Below are 18,997 nucleotides of genomic sequence, written 5' to 3'. Positions count from 1 at the left end.
GACATTTTCAAAGTTCAGCATAGAGGATTTCTTAAACCAGTTCCTAAACGCATTATCACTAGTCGGAATGCCAAAAGGTCAGCGAAAACATACTAAAGGGGAGTCGCTTTCTGATCGAAAACACTGGAAAATAAGTGCAGACGCCTCAGCTTTGCCATCTTTTCCGGCTAGGGCAAAGGCGTGTGAACCACAATGGTGAGAAAGGGCGCAGGAACCTTTGCTGTTTGAATTTCAGGGACGGGTCATTCCCGTAAACATGCCAGATTGGTCCGGTCTCAGAGCCGAAGTCCTGCGCAGGTTTGCTTCAGGGGAGGGCTTTGCTTTGGCTACGGTAAACTTGGATCACCTGGTGAAACTGGAAAGTTCCAAAGCCTTTTTGGATGCCTATGTTGGGCATGATCTCATTGTTGCGGATGGTCGCCCGATTGTTTGGCTTTCTCAACTTGCCCGTAGTCCAGTCGAACTTATGCCTGGCTCTGATATGGTGTTGCCGCTCTGCCAATTGGCCGCTGCTGCCAATGTGCCTGTTGCCCTGGTCGGGAGCACGGAAACAGCATTGGAAGATGGGGCAAGCCATCTCGAATCGGCGGTTCCGGGGCTGAATCTGGCCTGGAAGTATTCGCCTTCGCGTGGATTTGATCCCGAGGGAGCGGAGGCTGAAGAGATCTTTGGCCAGTTGAAAGAAAAGAAGATCCGTTTGTGTTTTCTGGCTTTGGGTGCTCCCAAGCAAGAGCTTTTTGCGTATCGCGGTCGTAGATTGTCTCCTGCCGTAGGGTTTGCTTCTGTTGGCGCAGGGATCGATTTCTTAGGTGGTCATCAACGCCGAGCGCCTATGTGGATGCGAAACATGGCGCTTGAGTGGCTGTGGCGGGCGCTCAGCAGTCCAAAGCGAATGTTTCCGCGTTATGCGAAGTGTTTTGCAATTCTGCCGGGCTTACTGCTGAAAGCGCTAAAGCTGCGGCGTGAATCGAGCCATCAGGGAACTCTGGGTGTAATGCGCGACAAGTAGGCGCAGGCAGTTTCTACTGCGCTTACTTGTACTCCAGTATCCCACGCCCCTTACCGCGGGCTCGATTCCACCAGTATTCCAAAATACCATGACTTTCCGCGAATTTTCCCAGCGTGGTAAGCAACGCTGAAGCGGGTCCCATACGTTGGCTTAGGCGCAAGATCTGCGCGGGATAGACTAAGAATCCTAAGAGAGCCCACCAGCCAAACAGCAAGGCCCCCGCGAGGATAACAGCTGGTATGGCAATGCCCCATAGGGTCGCGCGCCGGGTTTCGGCAACCCAGTGCTTTTCTTGTGATTTCCCATGCAGAGCCGCACCTTCTGCGAAGGCATGGCCTGCTCGTCTGCTGCGTTTCCACCACTGCGAAAAACGGGTCATCTGGGCGTCATGCAACGTCATCTCATGATCCAAGCGCCAGATAGTCCAGCCCGCCTGTCGTAGGCGCAGGCACATTTCGGGCTCTTCGCCCGCAATCAGATTATCCCGATATCCCCCGACCTCTTGCAAGGCCGCCAAACGCATCAATGCATCCCCCCCACAGGCTTTGGCCTCACCAATTGGGGTGTCCCATTCCTGATCACAAAGCTGATTGAAAAAGGAGGCTTGTGGAAAGCGTTCACGGCGACGGCCACAGGCAACAGCCGCCTTTGGGCTCGATGCCAAAAACTGCTGTGCTTTGGGGATCCAATCGGCGTCCACCTCACAATCCCCATCGACCAACTGAATGAACTCGGCCTTTTGTTGACAACCCTGTTGTAGTGCTAAAAGCCCGGCATTTCTGGCGCGTGCAGCGGTGAAGGGTAGGGACATATCCAATTCTACAACTTCTGCGCCCAATCGGCGGGCCGCGACAACAGAACCATCAGTTGAACCGCTGTCGACATAGACCAAACGTCTGACCTGCGGTTTGAGGGAGGCAAGACAGGCTTCCAGTCGGGCACCTTCATTGCGACCAATCGCAACCGCGTCAACAATGGGAGGGGCCGCTTTGTCAGTCATGGCTTGTGCCCGTGTTTTCGATATCCGCTATACCGCCCGACGCGCATAAGAAGCCCTGTTTTTGCAATGCTAGAAAGCCTGGATAGAGCTGTGCTGCTTCACTCCAGAGGCTGAGATCTGGTTGGTTTTGCAGCAGGTCATAGCGCAGGCGATCTTCACCATGGGAAATAGCCGCACTGGCAAGGCTAAGGCGATCCCGTTCCAGAGCGTCATTGGCGAATTTATAGTGCTTGATGAGAGCGGTCCAAGGGGCAAGGTTAAGTCCCGCAGAAACATGTGGATGCGGGCAAGGTGACACATCAGGTCCAAGGAAAAACAACGGGTGTTTAGTAAGGCAGCAGTTTTCGCCAAAAACCTTGCCGCGAATCCCGCCATAGAGAAGCTGCATCTGATCTGTAGCGCCCTGGTTCTGTTGTGTGAAATAGGAAAGCCCACTTTCAGGAGCAAAATACGACCAGGCCTTGATGCTCGTGGTGTCGCAATATTCAAAGCGATCTAACACTTCCCGATAGGGAAGATGGGCAACCTCACACAGAGGGGCCTTGGGAAACATCTCCAGCATTTGCGCCATAAGGCCGGTGTAACCGTGGCTCGCTAGATCCTGGATCAAGTTGGAAATTCCGTTTCCATTTTGGCCCTCAAAGACAAAAATCTCATCCATATCTGCGATCAAGCACCAGCGATCCTGACCATAGCGTTGGGCAGCGTAGGCACGCAGATCGTTTTCAAACTCACCCCAAGGAAGGCGACATTGTAGCAGAGCAACGCCGTCTTCCTGTTTTAAGCGTTCAACGGTGTCATCGCTGGAGCCATTGTCAACAAACGCAAAATGCCGGATGCCCAGTCCACGATAGTGGTCGAAAAAAGCATCAAGGTAGTAGCTACCGTCCCGGACCAATGTGACTAAGACCACCTCATCCGGTGCAGCCATACGTCGGCGCGGGCCATGCAGATGCCGGATGGCCCTATGCAACCGCATTCTGTGCTTTTCCTTGGCCAACCGCTTGCGCAGTCTTTGCCCGAAAGCTTCGCGCTCGGAGGTCTTCGTCATGCCCGTTCCAGAATTTACCCTTGTTTCAAGCAAACCTAGGCTGAAGCCAATTGGCAGGGAAGGGGGCAGATACTCTTTCACGCGCAGATAGGTTTTTGGGGCGCTAGTAATCTCGCTTGAAAAAGAGTCCGACACCGGTCTCTCCGGCACTATCCACCGTTCCGGTTGCTGTCAGGCTTTTGCTCAGATCCAGGTTAATGCTCAACTCGCTGTCGCCCCGGGTGTTGACGTTAAAATCGGTATAGACATTGTCCGACACATATCCCCCCAATCCCAACAGCCCGGCACCGAGGTTGTCCAGCCCGATATCCACATTGTCTGCACCAGTTTCCTGTTGCAGTTTGTTGGCCGCACGGTTGCCACCGCGGCCGCTCAGCTCCAGGGCTGAACTGGCCAGTCGGGCCAAGGCAAGCGGGGAGAGGTTGCCGATATTGTCGCCAAAAAGCAGAAGGGCCAGTGCTTCCTCGCTGGGACGCGGCGGATCGGAGATCACCTTTATTTCTGGTGCGTCGGATCGACCAGAGATTTCCAGAGTTGCGGTGCCATTAGCGGTACTGGCAGAAGATTTGAGCTCCAGATAAGGCATGAGATCACCAAGGAGAGTGATCCGGCCTTCGTCCAAAGTCAGGCGACGCCCCAGGATGTCAAAGGTGCCCCGGATCAACTCGATTTGTCCAGACGGGGCCAAATCCGCGGTACTGCCGCGCAGGTGAATTTGCCCCCCCAGTTCAGACCGCAATCCACGCCCTCGCGCGTAGATCCGATCCGGTGCGTTTATCAGGATATCCAGAGCAATATTGCTGTTCGAACCAGCACTACCAGCGGTTTGGGTCAACCCGGCCCTGCTCCGCGTCAATCGGCTCTCTCGGCTTTCACCAAAGTGTCGGATCGGGGGAATGGGAGCCGAGGAAATCGAACCACCGGCGGTATTGAGATTGATCACGGTCTCACCGACATCAATCCGGCCACTTAATCCTGCTTGTCCTGTCAGCGCACCTGTCAGGTTCAGATCTCCGTTCAAGAGAGTCTCGTAGCTCAGATGATCTTTGAGAACCACGCCGGAGAGGCCGATGTTCAGCGCGGTCTGGAAAGGCGCTGATAGGGAAACAGGGCCCGAAATCTGCAGGCTCCCACCTTCCTGTGGCTGGGCTGAGACCCTTACATTGGCACTGGACTGCGCCAATGTGACCTGAGCGTTGATGCCGTTCAAATTTTGCCCCGCAGTGGGCAGAACCAATCTTGCGTTTGCGGTGCTGATAGTGCCGTTCAGCGCCGCCAGCGAATGGGCACCTTGCAGCGCAAGATCGAACGCTGCGCTGCCCTGTAGCAAGTTGGGCTTCATAAAGGGATTTGCCCCTTCCAGGCGCAAGGTGCCCTTGGCGGTCAGATCCGCCAAGCCCGTATCTTCGTTGAAACTGCCCGCTACCTTTGCCAAGGCGCCGGCTGGTGCCTGAGTATCGGCCTCAACCTGCCAGACGCCATCTTTACGGTTGGCCCTGCCTTTGGCTGTCAGCTTTCCTGGCAATTCCGGTAGAAACCGTTCCAGAGATGAAAGCGCTGCGTCGAATGTCAGATCAGCATTTCCCTGCAGAGTGGCGCTGCCGATCAAGAGGGCATGGGATTCGTTCGGGCCTTGTAGCTCTGCTTTGCCATTGAGATCACTGCCCTGTCGCTGCACTTGGCTGGACAGGTGCAATGGCCCAGAGATTTGAGGTAGGATTTTCTGCAACTCATGAATGGAGGCATCGAACTGCATTTTCCCTGTGTGACTGCTGAGGTCACCATGAGCGTGAGCGGTCAGTTCTTCCCCTTTGAGTGACAGGTTTTCTACTGTCAGACCGCCCGCGTCACGTCTGCCTTGAAAAACAAGCGATAGGGGACCGCGGGTCAGGGTATCAAGTTGCGAGATGCCCAACCCCAGGTCCTTGGCCTGGGCCGCCAGTTTCAGATCAAATTCACCAGACAGGGGCGTAAAGGCTCCTGCTACCTGTCCGTCAAAAGTCCCTCTGAGGCTAAGGCCCGTCAGGGGCGCAAAACGCTTGAGGGAGGGGACGGAGACATGCAGATCACTGTTGATCTCTAGCCCTTGATCCAACCCGGCAAAGAAAAGCGAACCTGTGGTTGCGAGATCACCCGCTGTGGCGCGAAGCCCGCTGAGGGCCAGGCGCCCCTGACCATCGGTTGAAATCCGGGTGTCCAGGGTTAGGCGGTTGCCGATGGCACGGGACAGGTTTTTCTCGCGCAGGGTAATACCAGCAAGCCCAGCTGAGATCTCACCATTCAGCGCCAGGGGGCTGCGGCTATCCTTGGCCAAACGACCTTTGCCGGTGAGGCGCAGTTCACTCAAGCCCCCTTCCGGATGGCTCAGGTCCTGGATCAGACCCTCAATGGCCCAGCTTTGGCGGCTGGTGAGCTTTAGGCCCACCCGAGAGGAACCCAAAGTTGTGGCTGCCCCTGGCAGGGGTAAAAGCACGGCACTTTGGCCCATTGGCGGGGAGATCTGGGAGAATAGATCGGCCTGCTGCAGCAATCCATCAGGGGAGATTAGCAATCGCCCGGTCAGTTCGAGTGCCTGACTTTGGATTTGCAATTGATCAAGGGATAGACCCGTTTCCGGGTGCTGCTTGCCAGTGAGGTGCAGCTGCAGGTCAGCGCCAAAGAACGGTCGATAGTCCGGATGCAGGAGCGGATCGATATCACCAGAGAGTTCCGCTGAAAACTGCAGACCTGTGTCTGTCGCTTTGGGTTGTGTTCCAACCTCATCCGTCGGGGTTGCAGCTAGCCCGAGGAGTTGAACCTGACCTGCCAGACGTTCGGTTCCGTTGGAGGCCAGACGCATATCTGCGGTGAAATCTGCTAGGGGTCCGTTCCCCTTGAGGTTCAGATCGAGGCTGGGTGCAGCGGGCAGAGACAGCGCCGCTGACAATAGCCCTCCGGGAGCTTCTTGCAATTGAAGATCCAACGCCAGTTGACTGCTTTGAGTGCTATAGGCGCCCTCCAGAAAAAGATGATCGCCGGGGCGATCTACCCGTCTCAGATCAAAAAGACTGGTCAAGTTGCCATCGGCCAGGGCTAGGTTCCCGACGAGGCTGAGTTCCGCCTCAATACCCAAAAGCGCTTTGCCCAACTGGATCCGCTTGGCCGAGATCTCGCCGATGTTGACCGCTACCGGCAGCTCCGGCAACTGAAATGCCGTGGCCTCAGGGCTTGGCAATGTCTCATCCGGGGGCAGTGGCTCTGGTGCGCGCGCAACGGTGATACGTTGTGCGGCAAGGCGATTTACCGAAAACTCGCCACGCAAGAGAGCCAGACGGTTCCAATCCAGTTCAGCCCCTTCAAGGGTCAGCCAGACCCCCGAGGCATCAGCGACTGTAAGCTTCTCAATGCTGGCCTGTGATGAAAGCGCGCCAGTAAGGCCGGTAACTTTGATGAACTGGTTCTCACCAGAGAGGTTCTCTTCCAGCAGTTCTGAGAGGTAGCTGCCTTCGTTGCTAGGCTCTTCTTGGGTTGTTTGCGCGGAAGGTGCCCCCAGTGAAAACAGGCAAAAAACCGTGGTGGCTAGGATAGGTTTGATAGAGAAGTAACGCATCAAAAGGCCTGCCCCACACCGATATAGAATTGCAATCCATCCGTTTTGTCGCCTTTGACGGGGTAGGCGAAATCAACCCGCAATGGTCCAATGCCCGCAACATCATATCGCAACCCGATCCCGGCACCGGCATGGCTTTGAGAGGAGGAGGTGATGAAGCTATCGCTGTCCAGATACCCGATGTCCGCAAAACCAACGAGAGAGAATTTCTCTCCGATCTTGGCGCGAATTTCACCGGAGAGCGCCAGATAGCCGCGCCCGCCAGAGGCATTGGTGCCAACGGGGATGCCGAGGGATTGAAACTCATGCCCACGCACAGATCCGGCACCACCGGAAAAGAACAACAGGGTTGGCGCGGTATCTCCCAGTGAGGGGCCAATGACAGAACCAAGCTGGGCTCGGCCAGCCAGAACAATCCGATCGGAACCACCCAGCCCATGGTATATGCGGCCGTCCAGCTTTAGTTGCAGGCCTGGGTCCCGACCGTCTAGCCCAAAGAATGGCCGGGCACGGGCATCCAGAAAATAGCCGCGTGAGGCGTCGACAGAGCTGTTCCGCCGGTCATATTCGACCCTTAGGAAGCCAGCAGCATATTTGAATCGACGCTTGCCAAAGGCATCTGTCGCCAGAATGCTGGTGGCGCCAATACCGGCTTCGGCAAAGAGGTGATCGGAAAAGACGCGGCGCACACCAATCCCCCCTAGCGCTTGAAAAGTGCTGTAATGTTCCTCATCCAGCCGTTCGGCTTCCAGCAGATAGAACAGATTGTCGTCAGGACCCAATGTGGCGGGTTGATCCAGCCTGAGCGCGATCCGGCCGTCCAGATCGTTGCTACTGCCAATACCGCTAAGGCGGGTTTCAAATCGGAATTTTTCCGCATTGCCAAAGAGATTGCGATGCATCCATGAGGCTGAGACTTCCAACCCGTCAGTAGAGCTGAGTTCGGCGCCGAAGGTCAGGCGGCGTTTTGGCATATCCTCAAGTCGCGCGGTGAAATCCAGGCTGCCATCTGGATTGGGTGTAGGCGCTTCTTTTAGGGTGACACTGGCAAAGGTTCCAGTGCGGCGCAGGCGTGTGGCTGTCTTGGCTGCAAGATCGGGATGAAAGACCTCACCGGTTGGAAAGCCGGCGATACGCTGGATTGCCTGTGGGGAGACATCGCTATCTCCGACGGCTTGCAAATAACCAAATCGCAACTTTGGGCCTGGGTTCAGGTGAAGTCGTGCACGCAGGGTCGCGCTCCGATGATTGGCCGCGATCTCTTGCCCCGCGATTTGCGCCTTGGCGTGACCTGCCTGCCGCCAGGCCTGTGTTCCAGCATCAGCGGCTTCCTTTAGGATGCCGGTGTTTGCATCTTCACCTCTGGCAAAGCCTTTTGGGATGCTGGCCTCCGGATGAGCGGGCAGTGGGCCGATTGAGGCATGTGAAAAGCGAAAGCGAGGGCCGGGTTTGACGGTAATTGCAACCGCTTGCACCTGTCGTGGCAAGTAAAGAGGTTGGATCAGAGCCGCTTCGCGGCCATCAAGCCGGACATGCACGATGGGTGCAAAATGTCCGGCATCATAGAGGACCTGCACCAGCGTTCTGTAGTCAGAGAGTGCAGCAGCCAGTATCTCTTGCACATTGTTGCTTTGTGCGACGCCCAAACTTGTCGAGGCCGCCTGGAGACGGTCGCTCAGCTCAACACTCGCTCCCGGGGCGTTGAAATGCACCTCTGCAGAGAGGGCCGGTTCCGCGGATACAGCACCCAGACAGGAAATGGCCGCGCCCAAGGCGGCTGTGCTCAAGGAGGGGCGCAGAGAAAAGCGAAAGGTCATGGGCACTCCGGCAGCGTGCAATTTCCGGCACCCTAGGTGCAGATCCACAGAATGCCTTGCGGGGAAACCTATCACAGCCACTGCGAGGGTAAAGCAGAGAGAGTGTAATTCATATCTGTCAGCTGTCGCTCAGGCAGGTTGCCGCCGAAAGCCGTGACAAAAAGAAAGGCGGCCAGAGGATCCGGCCGCCAGTTTGGGGAAGTAACTAGAATTTGGAGAAGGAGGAGGTCAGCCTTCGGCGTTGCGGAACCAGCGACGGATTGCGGCCCGGTCTTCGGCTTCCATAAAGGTGACATTTGCGGGTGGCATAGCATCGGTCACGCCTGAGTGCAGGTAGATGGCCTGGGCCTGAAGCGCTACATCGGCTTCGGTTTCCAAGAGCACACCTTTGGGGGCGGTGCGGATCCCGTCCCAGAAGGGCTCGCGGGCGTGGCACATGCTGCAGCGCCCCATGACGATCTCATGCACTTCTTCAAAACCATCGGCCTGTGCCATCACCAGGGCAGAACCGCTGAGCGCGGCCTGCTCCTCTTCGTCGCCTTCATACTCCAGCCCCATGGTGGAGAGGATGATCACACCGAGGAAGAGGAGCGCGGTCACAGCCCAGGTCCAGGTCGGATTGCCAGCACGGGCATGGCAGGTGTTGAAGTAGTGGCGGATGGTGACGCCCATCAGGAAGACCAGCGCCGCAATGAGCCAGTTGTACTCTGAGGCAAAGGCCAGCGGGTAGTGGTTGGACAGCATCAGGAACACCACCGGCAGGGTGAGGTAGTTGTTATGGGTCGAACGCAGCTTGGCGATCTTGCCGTATTTCGCATCCGGGGTGCGGCTTGCCTTGAGGTCGGCGACAACGATCTTCTGGTTCGGAATGATGATGAAGAAGACGTTGGCGGTCATGATGGTAGCGGTGAAAGCACCGAGGTGCAGCATCATCGCACGGCCGGTGAAAACCTGGTTGAGGCCCCAGCCCATGGCAACCAGCAGGACAAAGAGCAGCACCATCAGCAGGGTGGGGTTTTCCGACAGGCCGGATTTGCACAGGCGGTCATAGATCAGCCAGCCGATCGACAGGGTTGCCGCAGAGATGGCAATGCCCTGCCACAAGGAAAGATCCGCCTTGTTTGCGTCGATCAGGTAGAGCTCGCCGCCAACCCAATAGACCAGCATCAGCAGGGCAAAGCCGCTGATCCAGGTCATATAGCTTTCCCATTTGAACCAGATCAGGTGGTCCGGCATGTTCTCCGGTGCCACCAGGAATTTGCGGATGTGATAGAAGCCGCCGCCGTGGACCTGCCACTCTTCTCCGTGGGCTCCGACCGGCAGGTCCGGCACTTTGCGCAGGCCGAGGTCCAGCGCGATAAAGTAGAAGGAGGATCCGATCCAGGCGATTGCGGTGATTACATGCAGCCAGCGGATCGCAAAGCCAAGCCAATCCCACATCATTATCATTTCATACATGCCGTGCCCCTTTAAGTCTTCTGGCAGAGTCGTGTGTTTTGCACCCTAGGCAAAGTGGCGTTTATTCGGTATTCCAGTAAACTTCCAAACTGTATCAAAAATTCTGGAAGAATGGCGGGGCCGACATGTCCTATCTCGACAATATTCGAACCTTTGTGCGGGTTTATGAGCTGGGCTCCATGTCTGCGGCGGGGCGGGATCTGCGGATTTCACCGGCAGTGACCTCGGCGCGAATCTCGCAGCTGGAGGATTATCTCGGCGTGCGGCTGTTCCAGCGCACCACCCGCAATCTGACCGCGACCGAGCAGGGTCAGGCCTTTTATACCGGTGCTGTGTCGGTGCTGGATGCGGTGGATCAGGCCGAGGCGCAGGTGATGCATCTGACCGACACTCCGCGCGGGACCTTGTTTGTGGCAGCACCGCTTGGCGCGGGGCGGCGGCTGGTGGCGCCGGAAGTGCCGACTTTTCTGAAAGAATACCCTGAGATCAACATGCGTCTGCGGATGTCGGACCGTTCGGTGGACCTGACCACTGAAGGGCTGGATCTGGCGTTCTTCTTGGGGCAGCCGGAGGACAGCAATCTGCGCATCCGCAAGATCGCTGATTGCCAGCGTGTGCTTTGCGCTGCGCCTGAATACCTGGCACGAAGGGGAAAACCCGAAAGCGGCGAGGACCTGGTTAAGGACAAGCATAACTGCCTGAACTTGCGCTTTCCTGGCGCAAGCGAATTCCAGTGGATGCTGCAGACAGAGGAAGGGCCGCAGCGCTTTGCCATCTCCGGGCGCTATGAGTGCGATGACGGCGATGTGCTGACCGATTGGGCTTTGTCAGGGGAAGGCGTGGCGTTGAAACCGGTCTTTGAAGTGGCTGAGCACCTGCAGAGTGGTGCGTTGGTGCCTGTGGCGCAGAAAACACCGCCGGTGCCGGTGCAGATGGCCTGTCTTTATACCCATAGGCGTCATCAGGATCCGAAAACGCGGCTGTTTATGGAATATATGACACAGAGGGTGGGGACCTCGGTGCGCGCGGCGGAGGCCTCGGTCGCAGAAGTCTTGTCGCAGGAATAGGCTGCCTGGACCTAAGCGGCTGGGGAGGGGAGCTCCCGCCTCCGTTCTGGCCCATTCGGGCCCTACCGGAGTTGGGCCGGGCGCCGCTGGCGCGGCGCAGGTCTTTTTGCTGAGAAGCGGTTCAGGGGCAGGTCTGCCCTGAACGCGCTACTTCGAGTTTCAGTTCCAACAGCATCGCCTCAAGGGCAGGCAGCGCAAGCCGCGGCGGCTTTGCCGCCCTTGACCCGCTGCTGCAGGAGTTTGCAGAATTCAGGCTCAGCTGCCCCGGTAGGTCGAGTAGCCATAAGGGGAAAGCAGCAGCGGCACGTGGTAATGAGCCGATGCGTCGCTCATGCCGAAACGGATCGGGACTTCGTCGAGAAAAAGCGGCTCTTCGGCGGCCTGGCTGCTGGCGCGCAGATAGGTGCCTGCGTGGAACACCAGCTCATAGCTGCCGGTGGCAAAAGTTTCTTTGGGTAGGATCGGCGTGTCGGTGCGCCCGTCATCATTGGTTACCATCTCTGCTATTTTCTCGCGGGTGCCGCGCTCAACCCGGTAAAGGGTGATCGGCAGACCTTTGGCAGGGCAGCCGCGGGCCGTGTCCAAAACATGAGTCGTAAGATAGCCGGTCATCTTGGATTTCCTTATACTTGTTCCCTCTTCTCTCCTGCACCAGGAACGGCAGGGCTGCAAATGGGGAGGTTTTGACAGTGTGTTCTGGAAAATTTGAAAAATCACCACCGCTTTTTGCAATATCAAGAGAGAAGGAAAAGATTCATCCGCGATTTATGCTTTGCCGACCTGAGACCAAGCAGGGCAAAAGGCGCGGTCCGGCACAGGAAAGAGACAGGCGCATGAACAGATACCCGCGCAATATGATTGGCTATGGCAGCAAGGCTCCGGATGCCGCATGGCCGGGCGGCGGCAAGGTAGCGGTGCAATTTGTGCTGAATTACGAGGAAGGCGGCGAGAACTGCACTCTGCATGGGGATGCCGCCTCGGAGGCCTTTCTATCAGACATCCCAGGTGCCGCGCAATGGCCGGGCCAGCGCCATTGGAACATGGAGTCGATTTACGAATACGGCGCCCGTGCGGGGTTCTGGCGGCTGCATCAGCTGTTTACTGGTGCAGGTATCCCGCTGACGATCTATGGCGTTGCCACTGCGCTGGCCCGCAGCCCGGCGCAGGTTCAGGCGATGAAGGATGCCGGCTGGGAGATTGCCAGCCACGGGCTTAAATGGGTTGAGCATAAAGATATGCCCGAAGAGGAAGAGCGCGTGGCGATTGCCGAGGCGGTGCGCCTCCATACCGAGGTTGTGGGTGAACGCCCGCGCGGCTGGTATACCGGGCGCTGCAGCGTCAATACAGTGCGTCTGGCTGCGGAAGAAGGCGGCTTTGACTATGTCTCGGACACCTATGATGACGATCTGCCGCATTGGATGGAATTCGGGGGGCGGGATCAGCTGATCATCCCTTACACTCTGGAAGCCAACGACATGCGCTTTGCCACGGCGCCGGGCTATATCACCGGAGAGCAGTTCTTTCAGTATCTGAAAGATGCTTTTGATGTGCTTTATGCGGAAGGCGAAACCGGCGCGCCCAAGATGATGAGCATTGGTCTTCACTGCCGGCTGATCGGCCGTCCGGGCAAAATTGCGGGGTTGAAGCGTTTCATCGATTATATCCAAGGCTTTGAAGGCGTCTGGTGCCCGCGCCGTATCGATATTGCCGAGCATTGGGCAAAGACCCATCCGCATCAACGCTGGGACCGACCCAGCCAAATGACGCGCGAAGACTTTGTGGCCGCCTATGGTTCGATTTTTGAGCATTCGCCCTGGATCGCCGACCGGGCTTTTGATCTGGAATTGGGCCCGGCCCATGACTGCGCGGCTGGAGTGCACAATGCTCTGTGCCGGATGTTCCGCACCGCCAGCGAGGAAGAGCGCCTGGGTGTTCTGACCGCGCACCCGGATCTTGCGGGTAAGCTGGCCACAGCAGGCCGCCTGACTGCCGAGAGCACTTCGGAACAGGCAGGCGCTGGCCTCGACATGCTGACCGACGAGGAACGCGATACATTTACCCGGCTGAACACGGACTATGTAGAGAAACACGGCTTTCCCTTCATCATCGCAGTGCGCGATCACAACAAGGCCTCGATCATGGAGTCCTTCCATCGCCGTATCGGCAATGACCGGGCAAGTGAGTTTGCCGAGGCCTGCAAACAGGTGGAGCGCATCGCTCAGTTCCGCCTGATGGACCTCTTGCCATGAGCCTGCAGCTGACCGCTGAACCCCTGACCGCCGAAGCCTTTGCCCCCTATGGCGAGGTCATCGAGGTCTCTGGCGCGCCGGACAAGATCATCAATCAGGGCATGTGCGGGCGCCACCATGACCGGGCGCGGCTTGATTTCGGGCCCGAGGGGCGTGCGGGCATCAGCCTGTTCGATGCCAAGGCGCGGCACTTCCCGCATAAAGTTGATATGGTCGAGCGGCATCCTGAGGGCAGCCAGGCCTTTGTGCCGCTGAACGGCGTGCCGATGCTGGTTGTGGTCGCGGAGGATGAAGCTGGCGCCCCTGCAAATCTCAGGGCTTTCCTGAGCCAGCCAGGCCAGAGCATCAATCTGCACCGGGGCTGCTGGCACGGCGTCCTAGCCCCCATGGGCGCGCCGGGACAATACATCGTTGTCGACCGCATCGGTAGCACCCCGAACCTCGAAGAACACTGGTTCAAGACCCCCTTTACCGTGGTCTCCGGCTGACGCTGGAGCCGCACCCAAGTGAAGCTGCCCGCCAAAAGAGGCAGCAAGACCCCCATGACTGACAGGAGAGATGAAGACATGGCTGACACTTCCATCGGGACGCCGCAGCAGCTGCGCGATCCTAATTATACACCGCCGCTTATGCAGGCGGTGCCTCTCGGCATCCAGCATGTGCTGGCGATGTTTGTTTCAAACATCACCCCTGCCATCATTATTTCGGGCGCTGCCGGCTTTGGTTTTGGCTCTGATGCCGGCGCCCAGGGCTTCCCGGATATGAGCTATCTGATCCAGATGTCGATGCTGTTTGCCGGTATCGCAACGCTGTTTCAGTCTATCGGCATGGGGCCCGTCGGTGCCCGGTTGCCGATTGTGCAAGGCACTAGTTTTGCCTTTATCCCAATCATGATCCCGCTGGTTGCGGGCAAAGGCCCCGAGGCTCTGCCGGTGATATTTGGCGGCGTCTTGATTGGTGGTCTGTTCCATGCGGCGCTTGGCACCATCATTGGCCGTATCCGTTTTGCCTTACCACCGCTGGTAACCGGATTGGTGGTCATGATGATAGGTCTCTATCTGGTGCGGGTCGGCATCGAATACGCAGCGGGCGGCGTGCCTGCCAAGGCATTCGGCAAAGCGGAATACGGCAGCCTTTTGAACTGGTCGGTGGCACTGGTGGTGATCTTCTCGACTCTGGGGCTCAAATTCTTTGCCCGTGGCATGTTGTCGGTTTCGGCGGTGCTGATTGGCATCCTGATTGGTTACGTTTATGCGATGTTTTTTGGCCTCGTGACCTTGGAAGGCATTGGTCAGAGCTGGAGCCGTGCAGCCGCCTTTGGCCTGCCAAACCCGTTCAAATACGGGATTGAGATCACCACGGCTGCGGTTATCGGCTTCTGCCTGATGTCCTTTGTCAGCGCGGTCGAGACCGTGGGCGACGTCAGCGGCATCACCAAAGGCGGCGCGGGCCGTGAGGCCACCGATAAGGAGATCCAGGGCGCAACCTATGCCGATGGTGTCGGCACCGCCGTTGCGGGTCTGTTCGGAGGGCTGCCCAATACCTCCTTCAGCCAGAACGTGGGCCTGATTGCCATGACTGGTGTGATGAGCCGTCATGTGGTGACCATTGGCGCCATCTTCCTGATCATCTGCGGCTTGATTCCCAAGGTTGGCGCGGTGATCCGCACCATCCCGATTGAGGTACTGGGCGGCGGTGTGATCGTGATGTTCGGCATGGTGGTTTCCGCCGGAGTCTCGATGTTGTCTGATGTGGTCTGGAATCGCCGTAACATGGTGATTTTTGCGATTGCCCTGTCAATTGGGTTCGGCCTGCAGCTGGAGGTGATGAACCTCAAGCCGGGTTCGCCGAATGCGCTGCAGTATTTGCCGGATACCCTGCGTATCCTGGCGGCTTCAGGCATTCTCCCGGCGGCACTGATTGCCATTGTGCTGAATCTGATCCTGCCGGAAGAGCTGGCTGCGGAAGCCACTGATGAAGTCTCTGGCGGGCATGCAGGTCACGGGTCAGGCAGCCTGCCTGGAGAATAAGGTCAAGGGCGGGGGCTCCCGCCCGGTCCAAGACAATCAAAGATTGCCCAAGACCCGTTGGGCCCGGCGCCGCGCTTTGCGCGGCGCTTTTCTTATTGCGAAGTCCCGAAGAGATTTACGCTGTCGGCCGCCCTTTGAGAGCAGCCAGCGCCGTGCGCAGCACGGCGCCCGGCCCAACGGGAGGGCTGCAGTTTTGCTGCAGCAACGACGGGCGGGAGCCCCTGTTGTGCTGGTGGTCGGCTAGGAAGGGGAAGCTACTGCGCCATCTTCCGGGCGACATCTAGCATTCGGGCGGAGAAACCCCATTCGTTATCATACCAGCCGAAAATCCGGACTTGCCGGGGCCCGCAGAGCCGGAATTCCGGGCCGGCTATTACCAGAGATTCTGGGCGCGATCGCATATCGGAGGAGACCAGCGGGAGATCGGTCCAGCCCAGGACCTCTGACGCACCGACCCCTTGACGAAGCGCTTGCGCAAAACCATCGGCGGTAATCTCTTGGCGCAACTGCGCAACCAGATCCACGGCCGACACGCTGGCGGTTGGCACCCGCACGGCGGCCCCGCTGATCCGGCCTTTGAGATGCGGCAATACCTCGTCAATCAGATGTGTCGCCGAAGAGGTTGTAGGCACCATCGAGAGTGCGCCGGCGCGGGACCGGGCAAAATCTCCGCGTGGCGCGTCGACCATCGGCTGTGAGTTGGTATAGCAGTGGATCGTGGTCATATGGGCGCTTTCGATGCCCGCGATCTGATCCACAAGTTTGACCAGGGGGGCCAGGCCGTTGGTGGTGCAGGAGGCGTTGGAGACAATCCGTTCTGCGCCGAGTTCTGCATCGTTTACCCCAAGAACCAGAGTTAGTTCTGCCGCTGGCGAAGGCCCCGAAATCAGTACTTTCCCGGCCCCGGCTTGCAATCCCCGCTCTGCCACATCGGAGGTGCGGGCGATGCCGGTGCATTCCAGCACCACGTCAACGCCGCTGAGATCCACTTCAGTGAGGTTGGCCGCATGGTGCATGGGAATACTCCGCCCCAGCACATGCAGCGCTTTGCCCTCGTGTGAGGCTTCGTGCGGAAAGGGGCCAAAGGTGCTGTCGTATTGAAACAGATAGGCGCACATCTCCAGTTCCGCGATGTCATTGATCAGGGCAACTTCGATGCCCTCTCCGCGCGGGGTGGTCAGGATCTGGCGCAGAATTGCACGGCCGATGCGGCCAAAACCATTGATAGCGATTTTCATGACTGTCAGGTCTCCAAAAGCCACGGTGCAGGAGCAGCTCGGGCAGCAAGAAATGAGGAAATTTCGCTCTTAATTCAGCGAGATGGGCAGATCAAAACGGCATGATAGCTGCCAGAAATTGTTCGGATGAGCGTATCCAATTTGACGCGACAGCCGGTAGCTGCGCGAAAGGCGCGCGTGGCCTGCTTGGCTGAGAGGATGGGAGGCCCACGGAATGGCAGTAGTTCTGCATTCTGACGTGTCGCCTGATGGTAGCCTGGAAAAACCTCTGAACCCCTCACATGCCAGACCCGCTCAAAGACCGTGACAGCTTTGATTTCAACTGTTTTCGCAGCACCGGCCATAGGGGGCATAACTGCCAGCAGGCTCAGCAAAAAAACGGCGGTCGGGACAGAGGGTTTCATTGCACAGACTCCATAATCCGGAAACATGGCTGCAGCCTAGCGTCTTCGCGGGTCTTTGCAACGCCCTTCCCCGCCAGCGCTGGCGTGGAAAGCGGCAGATTGGTGTCTAGTAAGGGCAGAACAGCCAGACTTACCCCTGTTGAGGCTGCGGTCAGAGGTGCAGAGGCATGTGCCGGTTCACATCTTTATAAAGCAGATAGCGGAAACGGCCCGGCCCGCCGGCATAGCAAGCCTGGGGGCAGAAGGCACGCAACCACATGAAGTCGCCGGCTTCCACTTCAACCCAGTCCTGATTGAGGCGGTACACAGCCTTGCCCTCAAGCACATAGAGACCATGTTCCATGACATGGGTCTCAGCAAAGGGAATGACGCCGCCGGGCTCAAAGGTGACAATCGTCACATGCATGTCGTGGGACAGATCTTCTGGATCCATAAAGCGGGTGGTGGCCCAGCGGCCGTCCGTGCCGACCATTGCATTTGGTGTGATGTCGCGCTCATTGGCAGTAAAGGCCTTGGGCTTGTCCATCCCCGGTGCCGGCTGCCAGCGCTTGCGAATCCAGTGGAAGACCGCTTGGCTGCCCGTCAGATTGCGCAGAGACCAGGTGCTTCCGGCAGGTATGTAGGCAAATCCGCCTTCTTGCAGAATGTGTTCCTGGCCTTCTAGAACCAGCGTGACCTGGCCTTCGGTCACAAAGAGGCTGCCCTGAGCCTCTGCATCGCTCTCAGGAGTTTCAGAGCCTCCACCGGGCTGCAACTCGACGATGTATTGCGAGAAGGTCTCGGCAAAACCACTTAGAGGGCGTGCCAGCACCCACATGCGCATGCCGGTCCATCCGGGCAAAAAGGAGGTCACGATATCCTGCATTGTCCCCTGTGGGATAACGGCATAGGCGTCCGTGAATACCGCGCGGCCGGTCAGCAATTGCTCCTGTCCCGGAAGTCCTCCCTTAGGGGTGAAGTAGCTGCCTGCGCTCATGTTTTTTCCTTTGATACGGCCCGGGTTTGGGAGATTGCCCAAAAAGAAGCCTTTGTTCGAATAGGCAGCATCCGGAGTGTGCGATCCGCAAGAGCGGTAGCCCCACCGAATGCTGCCTGGGAGGGTCAGGACAAATATGCGCTTGCTGGGACTTGGCTCCAAGCAGCCCCGAGGGAATAGCATTTTTTTGTTTTTTTTGAAAAAAGGGGGAGGTCTTACTTTCTCCCTTCCCTGCCGTGGGGCACAGGCCTGCAGCACCTTAAGGCATCCTGGAAATGACCCAGGATGCAGAGGGGGAAATTTCGAGTTATTGTAAATGGATAGAGGTTATAGGTCGTTCACGGCTTCGGTTTGTCGCAACTCCGCCGCGCAGACCTGTAGACCCTGCAAGAGGCGCTGCGAAGCGCGACCGGCATCGATGCCACGCGGGGCAGAGCTGCCAACGACAACAGGCGTTTGATCGGGGCGTGATACCGGAACTGCATAGCCAATGATGCCTGGCTCAAACTCACTATCGGTAACAGAAAACCCTTGGCTGCGGGCCGCGTCAATCTGCTCCAGAATCGCTTCCGGCCGGGTCAGCGATTGCTCGGTGTGCTTTGGAATATCAGCCTGGATAATAGCGCGTTCCGCGTCTTCGTTGGGCAGACAGGCAAGCAACATCCGACCCAGGCTGGTATGGGCAAGGGGGATATGGGCTCCGGCGGTGAAGCCATAGGTGACTATGCCACGTTCTGTGGTGGATTGCGCCAGCAGCAGAACACGCCCTTGGTCAAGCGTGGCAAGAGTGACTTCGGTTTCCAGCTTGGCGGCGTGCTGGTTTAAAACCGGTTGAACCCTGCGCCCAAATTGGTTGGCCTGCAAGAAACCACCAGCCAGCGCCAATACCCTGGGAGTCAGAGAGAGCATTCTACCTTGTTGGCGCAGATAACCTGCCTGCACCAAGGTCAAGGCGCCGCGCCTTGCGGTGGCGCGATCTTGCCCGGTACGCCGGGCAATCTCTGCCAGGGTCATAGAAGGTGTTGCAGCATCAAAAACGGCCAAGACGGCCAAACCCTTGGCGAAACTGGAAGAGATGTTTCGATCTTGTTCTGTAGTACTCATAAAGT

15 protein-coding genes are annotated in these 18,997 nt (G+C 57.8%); 5 read left to right on the top strand and 10 right to left on the bottom strand.

Translation table 11 applies throughout. The annotated features are described in order from the left end of the window. The first annotated feature begins 217 nt into the window (after positions 1-217). Entirely contained in the window at positions 218-1,009 is a 792-nt protein-coding gene (locus RSK20926_RS13280; RefSeq protein ID WP_050773085.1) for a WecB/TagA/CpsF family glycosyltransferase, read from the top strand. Between the two features lie 22 nt (positions 1,010-1,031). Here the strand turns inward: RSK20926_RS13280 and RSK20926_RS13275 are convergent, their stop codons facing one another. The 5 genes from RSK20926_RS13275 to RSK20926_RS13255 form a co-directional block, all read right to left on the bottom strand. After that, complete coding sequence (locus RSK20926_RS13275) at positions 1,032-2,009, bottom strand: glycosyltransferase (RefSeq protein WP_008207423.1); 978 nt, start codon at positions 2,007-2,009, stop codon at positions 1,032-1,034. After that, positions 2,002-3,060: a glycosyltransferase family 2 protein gene (locus RSK20926_RS13270; protein WP_008207422.1), complete on the bottom strand. Its 1,059-nt coding sequence runs from the start codon at positions 3,058-3,060 to the stop codon at positions 2,002-2,004. The genes RSK20926_RS13275 and RSK20926_RS13270 overlap by 8 nt, the downstream gene beginning before the upstream one ends. A gap of 103 nt (positions 3,061-3,163) precedes the next feature. Beyond that, positions 3,164-6,649, bottom strand: coding sequence for a translocation/assembly module TamB domain-containing protein (locus RSK20926_RS13265; RefSeq protein ID WP_008207421.1), 3,486 nt, complete (start codon positions 6,647-6,649; stop codon positions 3,164-3,166). Next, positions 6,649-8,466, bottom strand: a complete 1,818-nt coding sequence (locus tag RSK20926_RS13260) for an autotransporter assembly complex protein TamA (protein WP_008207420.1) — start codon at positions 8,464-8,466, stop codon at positions 6,649-6,651. The genes RSK20926_RS13265 and RSK20926_RS13260 overlap by 1 nt, the downstream gene beginning before the upstream one ends. Positions 8,467-8,694: 228 nt before the next feature. After that, complete coding sequence (locus tag RSK20926_RS13255; RefSeq protein ID WP_008207419.1) at positions 8,695-9,924, bottom strand: urate hydroxylase PuuD; 1,230 nt, start codon at positions 9,922-9,924, stop codon at positions 8,695-8,697. Positions 9,925-10,049: 125 nt separating this feature from the next. Between RSK20926_RS13255 and RSK20926_RS13250 the strand changes: the two genes are divergently transcribed. Beyond that, entirely contained in the window at positions 10,050-10,991 is a 942-nt protein-coding gene (locus RSK20926_RS13250; RefSeq protein ID WP_008207418.1) for a LysR family transcriptional regulator, read from the top strand. 255 nt (positions 10,992-11,246) lie between these two features. Here the strand turns inward: RSK20926_RS13250 and uraH are convergent, their stop codons facing one another. Then, entirely contained in the window at positions 11,247-11,603 is a 357-nt protein-coding gene (gene uraH / locus RSK20926_RS13245; protein WP_008207417.1) for a hydroxyisourate hydrolase, read from the bottom strand. Positions 11,604-11,824: 221 nt separating this feature from the next. On the opposite strand from uraH, the gene puuE reads away from it, so the two are divergent. The 3 genes from puuE to RSK20926_RS13230 all read left to right on the top strand — a co-directional run bounded on the left by puuE (position 11,825) and on the right by RSK20926_RS13230 (position 15,270). Continuing rightward, positions 11,825-13,240 carry an allantoinase PuuE gene (gene puuE / locus RSK20926_RS13240; protein ID WP_037255128.1) on the top strand — a complete coding sequence of 472 codons (1,416 nt, stop codon included), beginning with the start codon at positions 11,825-11,827 and terminating at the stop codon, positions 13,238-13,240. After that, positions 13,237-13,728: an ureidoglycolate lyase gene (locus RSK20926_RS13235; protein WP_008207415.1), complete on the top strand. Its 492-nt coding sequence runs from the start codon at positions 13,237-13,239 to the stop codon at positions 13,726-13,728. Before puuE ends, RSK20926_RS13235 begins: the two co-directional genes overlap by 4 nt. A 78-nt stretch (positions 13,729-13,806) precedes the next feature. Beyond that, positions 13,807-15,270 (top strand): uracil-xanthine permease family protein, encoded by a 1,464-nt coding sequence (locus RSK20926_RS13230; RefSeq protein WP_037255126.1) that lies wholly within the window; start codon positions 13,807-13,809, stop codon positions 15,268-15,270. A 254-nt stretch (positions 15,271-15,524) separates the two neighbouring features. Here RSK20926_RS13230 and RSK20926_RS13225 read toward each other — a convergent pair whose 3' ends face one another. From RSK20926_RS13225 to RSK20926_RS13210, 4 genes are all read right to left on the bottom strand, one after another. Beyond that, a complete protein-coding gene (locus tag RSK20926_RS13225) occupies positions 15,525-16,508 on the bottom strand; it encodes a type I glyceraldehyde-3-phosphate dehydrogenase (RefSeq protein ID WP_008207412.1) in 984 nt (327 codons plus the stop codon). 74 nt (positions 16,509-16,582) lie between these two features. Then, a complete protein-coding gene (locus RSK20926_RS13220) occupies positions 16,583-16,912 on the bottom strand; it encodes a hypothetical protein (RefSeq protein ID WP_085979712.1) in 330 nt (109 codons plus the stop codon). A gap of 151 nt (positions 16,913-17,063) precedes the next feature. Next, the gene (locus tag RSK20926_RS13215; RefSeq protein ID WP_008207409.1) at positions 17,064-17,888 is read right to left on the bottom strand and encodes a bifunctional allantoicase/(S)-ureidoglycine aminohydrolase; all 825 of its coding nucleotides are present in this window, start codon (positions 17,886-17,888) and stop codon (positions 17,064-17,066) included. A gap of 327 nt (positions 17,889-18,215) precedes the next feature. Beyond that, on the bottom strand, positions 18,216-18,992 hold the full coding sequence (locus RSK20926_RS13210) for an IclR family transcriptional regulator domain-containing protein (protein ID WP_008207407.1): 777 nt from the start codon (positions 18,990-18,992) through the stop codon (positions 18,216-18,218). Between the last annotated feature and the right edge of the window lie 5 nt (positions 18,993-18,997).

It is taken from the genome of Roseobacter sp. SK209-2-6 (assembly GCF_000169455.1).
Taxonomy (GTDB): domain Bacteria; phylum Pseudomonadota; class Alphaproteobacteria; order Rhodobacterales; family Rhodobacteraceae; genus Pseudophaeobacter.
This window is presented reverse-complemented; position numbering and strand designations above follow the sequence as displayed.